Source organism: Amycolatopsis sp. cmx-4-54, assembly GCF_046548895.1.
Taxonomy (GTDB): domain Bacteria; phylum Actinomycetota; class Actinomycetes; order Mycobacteriales; family Pseudonocardiaceae; genus Amycolatopsis.
The window spans coordinates 831,044-843,617 of record NZ_JAEBEJ010000002.1 but is presented as its reverse complement, the minus strand read 5'-3'; the positions used below and the strand labels follow the sequence as shown (position 1 = coordinate 843,617).

At 68.2% G+C, this 12,574-nt stretch carries 9 protein-coding genes and 1 pseudogene; 4 read left to right on the top strand and 6 right to left on the bottom strand.

What is annotated here, in order from left to right; genetic code table 11:
* Nucleotides 1-5: 5 nt before the first annotated feature.
* On the top strand, nt 6-1,052 hold the full coding sequence (locus ACLJQ7_RS09325; RefSeq protein WP_410647687.1) for an alpha/beta hydrolase: 1,047 nt from the start codon (nt 6-8) through the stop codon (nt 1,050-1,052).
* Nucleotides 1,053-1,170: 118 nt separating this feature from the next.
* On the opposite strand, the gene ACLJQ7_RS09320 is transcribed toward ACLJQ7_RS09325, so the two are convergent.
* Both ACLJQ7_RS09320 and ACLJQ7_RS09315 read right to left on the bottom strand, forming a co-directional pair.
* Nucleotides 1,171-1,701 carry a hypothetical protein gene (locus ACLJQ7_RS09320; RefSeq protein ID WP_410647686.1) on the bottom strand — a complete coding sequence of 177 codons (531 nt, stop codon included), beginning with the start codon at nt 1,699-1,701 and terminating at the stop codon, nt 1,171-1,173.
* Between the two features lie 432 nt (nt 1,702-2,133).
* Nucleotides 2,134-3,579, bottom strand: a pseudogene (locus ACLJQ7_RS09315) (catalase).
* 208 nt (nt 3,580-3,787) lie between these two features.
* Between ACLJQ7_RS09315 and ACLJQ7_RS09310 the strand changes: the two are divergent.
* Nucleotides 3,788-4,930, top strand: coding sequence for an MFS transporter (locus ACLJQ7_RS09310; protein ID WP_410647890.1), 1,143 nt, complete (start codon nt 3,788-3,790; stop codon nt 4,928-4,930).
* Nucleotides 4,931-5,235: 305 nt separating this feature from the next.
* Here ACLJQ7_RS09310 and ACLJQ7_RS09305 read toward each other — a convergent pair whose 3' ends face one another.
* Nucleotides 5,236-5,607: a hypothetical protein gene (locus tag ACLJQ7_RS09305; RefSeq protein ID WP_410647685.1), complete on the bottom strand. Its 372-nt coding sequence runs from the start codon at nt 5,605-5,607 to the stop codon at nt 5,236-5,238.
* Between the two features lie 63 nt (nt 5,608-5,670).
* Complete coding sequence (locus tag ACLJQ7_RS09300) at nt 5,671-6,861, bottom strand: RtcB family protein (protein WP_410647684.1); 1,191 nt, start codon at nt 6,859-6,861, stop codon at nt 5,671-5,673.
* A 237-nt stretch (nt 6,862-7,098) separates the two neighbouring features.
* Between ACLJQ7_RS09300 and ACLJQ7_RS09295 the strand changes: the two genes are divergently transcribed.
* On the top strand, nt 7,099-8,598 hold the full coding sequence (locus tag ACLJQ7_RS09295) for a M48 family metallopeptidase (protein ID WP_410647683.1): 1,500 nt from the start codon (nt 7,099-7,101) through the stop codon (nt 8,596-8,598).
* 9 nt (nt 8,599-8,607) lie between these two features.
* Nucleotides 8,608-9,714 carry a DUF4034 domain-containing protein gene (locus ACLJQ7_RS09290; RefSeq protein WP_410647682.1) on the top strand — a complete coding sequence of 369 codons (1,107 nt, stop codon included), beginning with the start codon at nt 8,608-8,610 and terminating at the stop codon, nt 9,712-9,714.
* A gap of 368 nt (nt 9,715-10,082) precedes the next feature.
* On the opposite strand, the gene ACLJQ7_RS09285 is transcribed toward ACLJQ7_RS09290, so the two are convergent.
* Nucleotides 10,083-11,123 carry an aspartate-semialdehyde dehydrogenase gene (locus ACLJQ7_RS09285; RefSeq protein ID WP_410647681.1) on the bottom strand — a complete coding sequence of 347 codons (1,041 nt, stop codon included), beginning with the start codon at nt 11,121-11,123 and terminating at the stop codon, nt 10,083-10,085.
* Nucleotides 11,123-12,388 carry an aspartate kinase gene (locus ACLJQ7_RS09280; RefSeq protein ID WP_410647680.1) on the bottom strand — a complete coding sequence of 422 codons (1,266 nt, stop codon included), beginning with the start codon at nt 12,386-12,388 and terminating at the stop codon, nt 11,123-11,125. The genes ACLJQ7_RS09285 and ACLJQ7_RS09280 overlap by 1 nt, the downstream gene beginning before the upstream one ends.
* Nucleotides 12,389-12,574 lie beyond the last annotated feature (186 nt).

The following is a 12,574-nucleotide window of genomic DNA, read 5'->3' as shown; positions in this document are numbered from 1 at the left end:
GAAGTATGGCGATACCGCTCCAGATCCGTGCCGAGGCCGCGTTCTCGCAGCTCGCTTTTTGGCTCCCGAAGCCGGTCAGACGGGCCATCGCCGGGCCGCCGCTCCGCCTGGACGGACAGGAACTCGCGCTGGACGCCCAGCTCCTGCTCCGCCTGCAGAAGCTGGCGAAGGCGTCGCTGGTGCGCGGAAGCGTCGAAGAGTCGCGCAGCATGCTCCTGGCGAGCAGGCATCTGGTCAGCGGTCAGACGATCGAACCGGTCGCCACCCGGGAGCTGCTCATCCCGACGGGTGACGGCGACGTGCCCGCCACGCTCTACACCCCGGCCGGGCTGCCGGATCCCTCCGGATTGCTGGTGTTCTTCCACGGCGGTGGCTGGGTGGTCGGCAGCCGCGCCTCCCACGACAACACCGTCCGCTACCTGGCGAAGCAGGCGGGCGTGCGGGTTCTTTCGGTGGAGTACCGGCTCGCGCCGGAGACGACGTTCCCCGGCGCCACCGAAGACGCGATCGCGGCGTTCGAGTACGCCTTCGCGAAGGCACGCGATCTGGGCGCCGACCCGGCCCGTATCGCCGTCGGCGGTGACAGCGCGGGCGGGAACCTCGCCGCGGTGACCGCGCAGCAGGCGGTGAAACGCGGCGGCGGGGTGCCGTCGTTCCAGCTGCTGTTCTATCCGGCGACCGATTTCACCGTGCGCCGCCGTTCCCGGGAATTGTTCGCCGAGGACCTGTTCCTCACCGATTCGGATATGACCTGGTTCGAAGGACATTACGTGCCGAAGGGCACCGATCTGTACAACCCGAAACTGTCGCCGCTGCACGGCGACGTTTCCGGATTGCCGCCCGCTTATATCGCGACGGCCGGTTTCGATCCGCTGCGCGACGAGGGCGAGGCCTACGCGGAGAAATTACGAAAGGCGGGGGTCCCGGTGGCGCTCAGCCGCCAGCCGGACCTGATCCACGGGTACATCAACTTCCTCGGCATCGGACGGCGGTTCCGTGAGGCGACGGCCGAAGCGGCCGGCGCCCTGCGGCTGGGTCTCGCCCCGAAGTGAAAAGCCCCGCAGTGAAAGCCAAAGCCCGGGTGAGGAGAAATGTCCTCACCCGGGCTCCGGCCCCCATATCGTGGCCCGCCGCCCTGCACGGCGGAACCTGACGACTCCAGGTCTCCTTCTAAGGCGTGGGAAGCGGGACGGGCGGGACCGGCAGCGGCGGGACAGGGAGCCCGCCGAGCAGGCCCGCGAGAATGCCGGTCACGGCCGCGAGCAGGGCTTTCACCAGGTCACTGACGATCTTCAGTGGTCCGGGAAGGTCCGGCAGCGAGGGGATCGGCACCGGCAGCGGTGGCAGCTGACGCGCCTTCGCCGTCGGGTCGGCCAGCAGCCTGCCGGACTCGACGGATCGGCCCTGGGCCAGGTCGCCGAGCTTCTGCGTTTCGGTCTGGACCTGGTAGCGCTTGCCCGCGGCGATGTCACCGAGGACCGGGCTGAGCTTGTCCAAATCCGCCCGCGTCTTGGCGACGTCGCCGGCGTAGGCCACCTTGGTGAGGCCGTCTCGCATCTGCAGCAACTGTGCGGCGAGCGCCTGGGTGTTCGACGAGCCCTTCCCACCATCGGTGCCGGCCGTAGCGGCGCCGGCCGAGGCCACCGTCAACAGACTGCCTGCGGCGACCGCGGCAATCGTCCGGACAATGTCACCTTTCATTCCCTTACCTCCTGACCTCTGAGACCTGACGAGGTCAATCGATACCCGCCGTATCGGCCGGACACCACCCGATCACCGGCCGGAACACTTTTCTGACCCTTACGTGCCGGATTCATTCCCCGGGAAGACCCCCGCAATTGATTAACGTCGAAATCTTGTGCTTCCCCCTGAAGATCATCCTTTTCCCGCCGGTTTATGACCACCTGTGACCGGCCGACACGGCGGTGCGGCTCGTTCACCCACAGCGGTGTAAACGGTGATCGTTTCGCTTGATCACTCCGTCGGACAGGCGTGTCGCACTGCTCCACTCGGGTTGTCCCCCACGCACGCCACGCCCACTTCTGGGTTTCACATGCGAGTGGGGCATGGGAAAGCCCCCGGTGCGGGCACCGGGGGCTTTCTGTGGTGGGAGCAGCCTCTCGCAAGAGGTCCTTACTCGCGGAAAGCGTCCGCGACCTTGTCGCCGAGGTCCTTGTCGACGTTCCGCCAGTACTCGAAGACCCGCTCGAGCACCGGGCGCGAGACGTCGTTCGAAGCGTGGCCGATGATGTTGCTCGCGAGCCGCTCGCGCTGCGCGTCGTCCATCACCTCGCGGACGAGCGTGCCCGGCTGGCCGAAGTCGTTGTCCTCGGCGTGGAGCTGGTACGCCGACCGGATGACCTCGTCCTCGACGCCGTAGCCCGAAGCGGTCTCGGCGGCGATCTCCGCGTTCGCGTGCGGGCCGCCGTAGGAGTTCGGCGCGTACACCGGGTCGCCCGGGTTGTCGTAGCGCATCGCGCCGTCGCGCGAGTAGCTGTTGACCGGGGACTTCGGCGCGTTGACCGGCAACTGCGTGTAGTTCGCGCCGATCCGGTAGCGGTGGGCGTCCGGGTACGCGAACAGGCGGCCCTGCAGCATCTTGTCCGGCGACGGGCCGATCCCCGGCACCAGGTTGGACGGCTCGAACGCGGCCTGCTCGATCTCCGCGAAGTAGTTCGCCGGATTGCGGTCGAGCACTGGCCGAACCTAGGCCCTTGATCAGCGGATAGTCGCCCTTCGGCCACACCTTGGTCAGGTCGAACGGGTTGAAGCGGTAGTCCGCGGCCTCGGCGTAGGGCATCACCTGGACATACAGCGTCCAGCTGGGGTGATTGCCCTGCTTGATGTTCTTGAACAGATCGCGGATGTAGTAGTCCGAGTCTTCGCCGGCGATCCGGTCCGCGTCGGCTTGCGGCAGGTAGCCGATGCCCTGGTCGGTCTTGAAGTGGTACTTGACCCAGAACCTCTCGCCGCCGGCGTTCTCCCACAGGTAGGTGTGCGATCCGAAGCCGTCCATCTCACGCCAGTTCGACGGGATGCCGCGGTCGCCCATCAGCCAGGTGACCTGGTGCGCGGACTCGGGCCGCAGTGTCCAGAAGTCCCACTGGATGTCGTGGTCGCGCAGGTGGTTGTCGGCGCGGCGCTTCTGCGAGTGGATGAAGTCGGGGAACTTGATCGGGTCGCGGATGAAGAACACCGGGGTGTTGTTGCCGACGAGGTCGTAGTTGCCCTCGGAGGTGTAGAACTTCACCGCGAAACCGCGCGGGTCGCGCCACGTGTCGGGCGAACCGTTCTCCCCGGCGACCGAGGAGAACCGGGCCAGGCTCTCGGTGCGCACGCCCGGTTGGAACAACGCGGCCTTCGTGAACTGACTGACGTCCTCGGTGACCTCGAGGAAGCCGTGCGCGCCGCCGCCCTTGGCGTGGACGACGCGTTCCGGCACCCGCTCACGGTTGAACTGGGCGTTCTTCTCGATCAGGTAGTGGTCCTGGAGCAGGATCGGGCCGTTGGCGCCTACGGTCTGGGAATCGTTGTCGCTTGCGCGGGGATGCCCACGTTGTTCGTGGTCGGCAGGGTCACGCCGGTGCCTCCTGGTTCGTGGTGGTGAGCGGTCGGTCCTCTCCCACCCTCTCGCCTAATCTGGAATCAGTCAAGAAAGCACTCGGTTCCGGGTGACCCGCGCTACGCGAAAAAAACTTGCACGCGCGTACCAAGTTACGTTCTCATCGGACGTATGGCCCTCGCTCCGTATCGTCGCGTGTTAGCCGTGCCCGGAGTTCCCAGCTCGATGCTGCTGATGTTCCTCGCCCGGCTCCCGATGACGGCCATGGGCGTGACGATGACGCTGTACGTGGTCAACGACCTGGGCCGCGGCTACGGCGCGGCCGGGCTGGTCGGCGCCGCCACCACCCTCGGCAGCGCGATCGGGGCACCGCTCGTCGGCCGGTACGTCGACCGCTACGGGCTGCGGCCGGTGGTCGCGATCTGCGGGCTGGCCTCGTCGACGTTCTGGATCAGCGCACCTCATCTGCCGTATCAGGTGCTGCTCGTGGTCGCGCTCCCCGCGGGGGTGCTGTCGGTGCCCGCCGGGACGCTCGCGCGGCTGGTGCTCACCGCGCTCGTGCCGCTGGAACAACGGCGGGCTGCCTACTCGCTGGACACGATCCTGGTGGAGGCGTCGTTCATGATCGGGCCGTCGGCCGGGATCATGGCGATCACGCAGTTGCCCGCGGTCTACGCGCTCACCGGGATCGGGGTCTGCTTCGCGCTTTCGGCGGCGCTGATCTACCGGCAGAACCCGCCGATCCGCGCCGAAGCCGACGCCGAGGTGTTCACCGGGGACCGGCCGTCCGTGCGGAGCTGGCTCACCGGACGGCTCGTGATGGCGATGTTCATCGCCGCGGGCGCGCTGTTCTGCCTGGTCGGCATGGAGCTCGCCGCGCTGGCGACCCTGCGCGCGAGCGGTGACATCGCCTGGTCCGGGCTGCTGATCACGGTGATGTGCGTCGCGTCGGTCCTCGGCGGGGCGATCCACGGCGCGGTCCGGCGGTCGCTTTCGCAGGGCACGCTGATGGTGCTGCTCGCGGTGCTGACCCTGCCGGTCGGGCTGATCACCGAGCCGTGGTGGCTGCTGGCGATCGTGCTGTTCCCGAGCAACGTGCTGTGCGCGCCGACGCTCGCGGCGAGCACGGAGACGGTCAGCGCGGCGGCGCCCGCCCGCGTGCGCGGGGAGGCGATGGGCCTGTTGGACGCGGCCAGCCGGATCGGGCTGGCGATCGGGAGCCCGATCATCGGATTCGTGATCGACCACTCCAGCCCGGGCTGGGGCTTCGCGGCGTCGGCGCTGGGCGCGCTGGCGATCGCCTCGGTCGGCCTGTTCTGGCGCCGTTCCCGCACCCCCGCCCAGGTGCCGGCGCTCACTTCCCCCTGACGCGCGTGAAGGCCCCTTCCTGAGTTCGTCTTGGCGTGCTCTAGGACCGCACTCGCGTGCTCGGAGCCGTAACTCGTGTGTCGGAAGACGGATCTCGCGTGCTCGGACACCGCACTCACGAGATCCGCCTCCAATCACGCGAGTCACGCCTCCAATCACGCGAGATCCGCCGCCTCGCGCGGGGGCCTTGTCGCGAAGTGCTCCGGGGGTGTTGCGAAAGCCACTTTCACAACGTTGAAGGTTGCGAAAGTGGCTTTCGCAACACCGGCGACCACGCATCCAGAGGACGAAACGCGAGAGATGGGCTAGGCGCAGACCTTCCGGAGGGCTTCCAGCTGCTCGAGGTTGCGCTTGGTCCAGTCCGCGGCCTTGCCCGCGTCCTGGATGTTCTCCTTCTGCACCTGCAGATACGAGTCGGCCATGCCGGTGAGCGCACTCGCCACGTTCTGCTCGCCGACGCTGCCCGCCAGCTCACGCAGGCGTTTCTCCTTGTCCGCGGCGCGCTCCTTGAGCGTCGCCGGGTCCGGATTAAGGTCGGCGAGGCTGAGCGCCTCGGCGCAGGCGCTGACCTTCGTCGCCGCCTTGTTCGTCTGATCGACCGCGTTCGTGACCTCGCTGCAGCCCGCCAGCGCGAGCCCGGCGGCCGCCAGGAGCGCCGTGATTCCCAACCTCTTCATGAGAACCACAGTAGCGAGAAACGTGGGTGGTATGTCGGGTTCCCCCGGCACACCACCCCCGTTTCAGCCCTTCACGCAGACGACCTGCTTGAGATGCGCGACCACCTCGACGAGATCCGTCTGCGCCCTGATCACCGTTTCGATGTCCTTGTACGCGGCCGGGATCTCGTCCACCACGCCGGAGTCCTTGCGGCATTCCACACCGGCGGTCTGCGCGGCGAGGTCCTCGGCGGTGTACAGCTTCTTCGCCTTGTTCCGCGACATCCGGCGGCCCGCGCCGTGCGACGCGGACTGGAAGGATGACGCGTTCCCGAGGCCGCGCACGATGTACGAACCGGTGCCCATGCTGCCCGGGATGATCCCGAGGTCACCCGAACCCGCGCGGATCGCGCCCTTACGGGTCACCAGAAGGTCGACGCCGTCGTAGGTCTCTTCGGCGACGTAATTGTGGTGACAGCTGATCGCGTCGTCGAACGTCGTCTGCGGCACGACGTCCTTCAGCGCCTGCTTCACGAGCGCGACCATGGTGGCGCGGTTGCGCGCCGCGTAGTCCTGCGCCCAGAACAGGTCGCGCCGGTACGCCCGCATCTCGGGCGTGCCCGCGACGAACACCGCGAGATCCGGGTCCGGCAGGTCCGCGTTGTGCGGCAGCTTCCGCGCGACGGCCATATGCCGTTCCGCGAGTTCCTTGCCGATGTTGCGCGAACCGGAGTGCAGCATCAGCCACACCCGGCCCTCGTCCTCGCCGCCCTGTTCGAGGCAGACCTCGATGAAGTGGTTACCGCCGCCGAGGCTCCCGATCTGCCGCGACGCGCGGTCGTGCAGGTCCTGGACGCCGGGATGCAGCTCGCCGAAGGACTTCCAGAACGCGTCCCAGCCACCGACACCGTGCACCTTCGCCGGGTTCACCGGGGTCTTGTGCAGGCCGAACCCGACCGGGACGGCCGATTCGATCCGGCGGCGGAGCTTCAGCAGGTCGTCGGGCAGGTCGGCGGCGGTGAGCGAGGTCCGCACCGCGCTCATCCCACAGCCGATGTCGACGCCGACGGCGGCCGGGGACACCGCGTCGCGCATCGCGATCACGCTGCCGACGGTCGCGCCCTTGCCGTAGTGGACGTCGGGCATGACCGCGACGCCGTGCACCCACGGCAGGTTGGCGACGTTGTGCAGCTGTCGCATGGCCTGGTCCTCGACCGACGCGGGGTCGGCCCACATCCGGATCGGAACCCGCGAGCCTTCGACCGCCGTGTACATGATTTTCCCTTCGTGGAAGCGTTTTGCCGCTCTTGAGGATGCACGGGCCGGACGAACCGGACAAGGCAATTACCGTTCTCCACAGTGGACTGTCCACACGCGACCAAAAGCGGTGGCGTGATGTTCATCCCGAAGTCTTCGATCGTATTCGAAAAGTGATCGGCCGCGGGAGCCGCTTCGGGCACAATGGGCGCTCGGTGTCGGGGGTCACCAACTCTGGGGAAGGTCCGTTTCACGGTGAAGTCTTTACGTGGGCTGCTCGCTGCCGTCCTGTTGGCGGGGTTCCCGCTGCTCGTGCTCGCTTTCGTCGGCGGGATCGTGGCGCTCGAAGTGCTGGCGCTGAGCCACAACGTGTTCGCGGCGGTGAAGCTCGGCATCGTCACGGTCCCGGTCGGCTGGATCCTGCTGAAGACCCTGCTCACGGTCGAGCGGGTGACCGACGACGACGTGCCCGGCGTCCAGGTGACGCCCGAGTCGCAGCCCGCCCTCTGGGCGCTGGTCCGGGAGCTGGCCGCCGAAGCGGGGACGCGGCCGCCGGACGAGATCTACCTCGATCCGGACGTCAACGCCGCGGTCACCGAGCGGACCTCGTGGCTCGGGCTGCGGGTGCTGCGCCGCCGGATGATCATCGGTGTCCCGCTGATCATGGGCCTGCGCCAGGACCAGTTCCGCGCGGTGCTCGCGCACGAACTGGGGCATTACAGCAACAAGGACACCCGGTTCTCGGCGTTGACCTATCGCGGGCGCAAGTCGATCGCGCGGGTGGTCAGCGGCCTCGATCGCGAAGGTTACTTCGAGCGCTTCGTCGGCTGGCTCTTCAAGCAGTACGCGAAGCTGTATTTCGTCGTCTCGATGAGTGTCTGCCGGGCCCAGGAACTCCGGGCCGACACCGTCTCGGCCCGGCTCGCCGGTACCGACGCGGCGACCTCGGCCCTGCGCGAGATCGAAGCGCTGGCCGTCACCTGGCGATTCTTCATGAACAACTACGCCGCGATCGGCTGGGACGCGGGATACCTCCCGGACCGGTTCGGCGACGGCTACCGCGCGCTGCTCACCGACCCGGCCAGGGCGGAGCAGATGGAGGAGATCCGCCGGAACCCGTCGGAGGACGAGACCTCGCGCTGGGACACGCATCCGGCCACCCGGGACCGGGTCGCGGCGCTCGAAGCAGGCGCCCGGATCCCGGTGCGCCCCGGCGGTGAACGTCCGGCGACCGAACTGCTGGCCGGCGCCGAAAAGATGCTCGACGAGGCGCTGTTCACCGTCTTCTCCGACGAAGCGCGCAAGAAGCGGCGGACGGACTGGCAGTCGCTGGTCGCCATCGGCCGTCGTCACGACGCCGCCGAAGCGGCCGCCGAGATCCTGGGCGAACGCACCTTGGACATGGCGCTGGACCTGCTCGACGCGGGCAGGCACGAGGAACTCGCCGATCCGGATTCGGCGCCGCCCGCCGGAGCCGGGCCGCGTGCCCGCCGGGAGTTCGCCGCCGTCTCCGTCCGGGGACGGCTGGCGATCGTCGTCCAGGCGGCGCTCACCGACGTCGGCGCGGGACGATGGTCGCTCTCGTGGTCCGGCCCCGCGCGGTTCACCTTGGACGAGCCGCTGCGAGAACAGCTCACGCCGTCGGTCGACAAGGCGGCCTCGGCCGAATCCGACACCGCGCCGCTTCGCGCGCTCCTGACGGCCGCCGGGGTGCCCGCCGGCTACCGGCCGTCTCTCACCCTTGTTCGTTCTTAAGGAGTTCCGATGCTTTGGCTGCTCAAATCCCGTGAACGCAAGGCCGTCTTCGCCATGATGAAAGAGGCGAAGCGGCGTGGCGTCGAAGTCGACGAACTCAAGAACGTCCTGACGCCCGAGGAGTTCGCCGCGCTCCTGCCGCCGGAGAAGCCCAAGTTCAAGGGCAGGATCCCGGACGTCACGCGCTGGGGTCTCCCGGCCGACGGCGAGGTGTCGGCCAAGGAGTACTGGACCGACGAGGAGATCCTCGCCGTACAGGAGTCGACCGCCCGCGGCGAATGGGAAGGCGCCGCCGCGCTGCTGGCGTCGACCCGGGAGAACCGGGATCGCCGTGGTCAGGTGACCGGCGCGCTCGGGGAGGCCGCCGCGCAGGACGACGAGTGGCTGCGCGCGTGGCGGAAGGCCCGCCCCGGCGACCCGGACGCGGCGCTCGTCACCGCGGAGTCGCTGGTGCACGTGGCGTGGGAGGTGCGCAGCGCGCTGCAGGCGAAGCACGTCACCCAGGAGCAGTTCGCCGCGTTCTTCCGGGTGCTGGAGCAGGCCGAGGACGCCGTGCACGAGGCGGCAGGGCTGGCTCCCGAAGACCCGACGCCGTGGGTGACCGCGCTCGCGATCGCGATGGGGCGGCAGTACGAGAACGACCAGTACCGGAAGGTCTGGGCGGAACTCGCCGCCCGCGACCCGCGGCATCGCGGCGCGCATTCGCGGGCATTGCAGTACTGGTGTGCGAAGTGGTTCGGCTCGAACGAGCTGATGTGGGAGTTCGCCGAAACCGCCGCCGCGAAGTCGCCGAAGCTGGCTCCGCTGCTGCTGGTCGCCGCGCACGAAGCCGAGTTCCAGGACGTTCCCGCCTGGCGGGACCCGCGGGTCTCCGGCGCGCTCGACGAGATCCTGGCGTGGCTCGACGGCGAAGGACGTGACGCCCCGGAGACGCGGGGAGACCGGGCGTACCTGGCGAAGGCGCTCGTGGAGAACGGGCGCTTCGACGAGGCCGTCGAGCAGTTCCGGCATTTGGGGACGCGGGCGGACAGCGGGGTTTGGTCCTACAGCGGGGACCCTCGGGGCGAGTTCCTGGCTACGCGGTACGCGGCTTGTGCGGGTGCGGCGAAGCCCTGACGCGTTCCGGAGCAGCCGGTCCGTCGTCCCAGGAACCTCAGGTGCCACAAGGGACGTCAAGCCGCCCGGCGCGCCCGATTTGGACGGTTCGCGGAGGGGTCGTGAATGGCAAGGATCGTCCTATTGGCGAATCAGGCAAATGTGGCATGTTGCGAAAGCCACTTTCGCAACGTTGAAGGTTGGGAAAGTGGCTTTCGCAACGTCAGCGGCACGACCGTCGCGCGTAACCGTGCACACGGCGACCAATCGGGCATTTCGTCACGCAAAAGTGTCCCTTGTGGACACTCGAGTGCACTGACCGCGGATGCGATGAACGGTCCTTTACTTGCGAATTTCGCAAGTAAAGGACCGTTCATCGCACGCCGGGGTCAGGAGTTCGCGGCGACCAGTTCCGCGATCTGCACGGCGTTGAGCGCCGCGCCCTTCCGCAGGTTGTCGTTCGACAGGAACAGCACCAGGCCACGACCACCGTCGACGCCCGGGTCCGTCCGCAGGCGCCCGACGTAGGACGGGTCCTGGCCGGCGGCTTGCAGCGGCGTCGGGATGTCCGACAGCTCCACGCCGGGGGCGCCGGTCAGCAGTTCGGTCGCGCGGGCGACCGAAAGCGGCTGCGAGAACTCGGCGTTGATCGAGATCGAGTGCCCCGAGAACACCGGCACCCGCACACAGGTGCACGAGACCAGCAGCTCCGGGATGCTCAGGATCTTGCGGCTCTCGTTGCGGAACTTCTTCTCCTCGTCCGTCTCGAACTCACCGTCGTCCACAATGGACCCGGCGAGCGGGAGGACGTTGTGCGCGATGGGTCGCGCGTACTTCTTCGGCTCGGGGAAGTCCACCGCCGCGCCGTCGTGGGTCAGCGCGCCCGCGTTCGCCGCCGCGGCGGCGAGCTGGCCTTCCAGCTCCTCCACGCCGGCGAGCCCGCTGCCGGACACGGCCTGGTAGGTGCTGGCGACGAGCCGCACCAGACCGGCTTCGGCGTGCAGCGGCTTGAGCACCGGCATCGCGGCCATGGTGGTGCAGTTGGGGTTCGCGATGATCCCCTTGCGCGCCTCCTTGATCGCTTCCGGGTTGACCTCGCTGACGATCAGCGGGACGTCCGGGTCCATCCGCCACGCCGACGAGTTGTCGATGACCGTGGCACCAGCCGCGGCGAACCGTTCCGCCTGCGCCTTGGAGGTCGCGCCACCGGCCGAGAACAGCGCGATGTCCAAACCGGACGGGTCCGCGGTCGTCGCGTCCTCGATGACGATTTCCCCGTCACGCCAAGGAAGCTTCGAACCGGCGGACCGCGCCGAGGCGAAGTAGCGCATTTCGGCGACCGGGAAACCCCGTTCGGCCAGCAGACGGCGCATGACGCCGCCGACCTGGCCGGTCGCCCCGACCACGCCTACCCGCAAACCCTCGGACATCAGCGACCACTCCCCGCGTAGACGACGGCTTCTTCGTCGCCGCCGAGTTCGAACGCCTCGTGGATCGCGCGCACCGCGTCGTCGAGCTGCGCGTCCCGGATGAGCACCGAGATCCGGATCTCCGAGGTGTTGATGATTTCGATGTTGACGCCCGACTGCGCGAGCGCTTCGCAGAACGTCGCCGTGACACCGGGGTGCGAACGCATCCCCGCGCCGACGAGCGAAACCTTGCCGACGTGGTCGTCGTAGAGGACCGACTCGAAGCCGATCTCGTCCTTGATCTTCTCCAGCGACCGCACGGCCTTGGCCCCGTTGGCCTTCGAGAGGGTGAAGGTGATGTCGGTGCGGCCAGAGACGGTGCTGGACACGTTCTGCAGCACCATGTCGATGTCGATCTCGTCGTCGGCGATCACCCGGAAGATCCTGGCGGCGGCGCCGGCGTGGTCCGGCACTCCGGTCACCGTGATCTTGGCTTCGGAGCGGTCGTGCGCCACACCGGTGATCAACGCTTGTTCCACGGGGATCTCCTCGATAGAACCGGTCACCGTGGTGCCCGGCTTGTCACTGTAGGAAGAACGGACTCGGATCGGGACGCCGTAGCGGCGCGCGTACTCGACCGAGCGCAGGTGCAGGATCTTCGACCCGCTCGCCGCCAGCTCCAGCATCTCCTCGTAGGCGATGGTGTCGAGCTTGCGCGCGTCGGACACGACCCGGGGATCGGCGGTGTACACACCGTCCACATCGGAATAGATCTCGCAGACGTCGGCGTTCAGCGCGGCGGCCAGCGCGACGGCGGTGGTGTCCGAACCCCCGCGGCCGAGGGTGGTGATGTCCTTGGTGTCCTGCGACACGCCCTGGAATCCGGCCACCAGCGCGATGTAACCCTGGTCGAGGGCCTCCGTCACCCGGCTGGGGCTGACGTCGATGATCCGCGCGTTGCCGTGCACCGACGTCGTCACCACGCCGGCCTGCGAGCCGGTGAACGACCAGGCCTCCGCGCCCTGCGCCGAAATCGCCATCGCCACCAGGGAGTTGGAGATGCGCTCACCCGCGGTGAGCAGCATGTCCATCTCGCGTTCCGGCGGCGCCGGGTTGACCTGCTGAGCCAGGTCGAGCAGCTCGTCCGTGGTGTCTCCCATGGCGGAGCAGACGACGACCACGTCGTTGCCCGCCTTCTTGGTGGCGACGATGCGTTCCGCGACGCGTTTGATCCGGTCGGCACTTTCCAGCGACGAACCGCCGTACTTCTGGACCACGAGGGCCACGCCCGAACCTCCTCGACGGGCCGGGCGTGCTCCTGGTGGGCACCGAGGAGCCCCCGCGTCCCTTATTTGGGCGAAAGCCTACCGGGGCGACGCGCGCTCGCCACCCTCGTAAGTGGTCCTGACCACCACTTCGAGGACTCCTGGAAGTAAATCTTCCTTGACACCAACGAAATAGTCGGAGGGCTT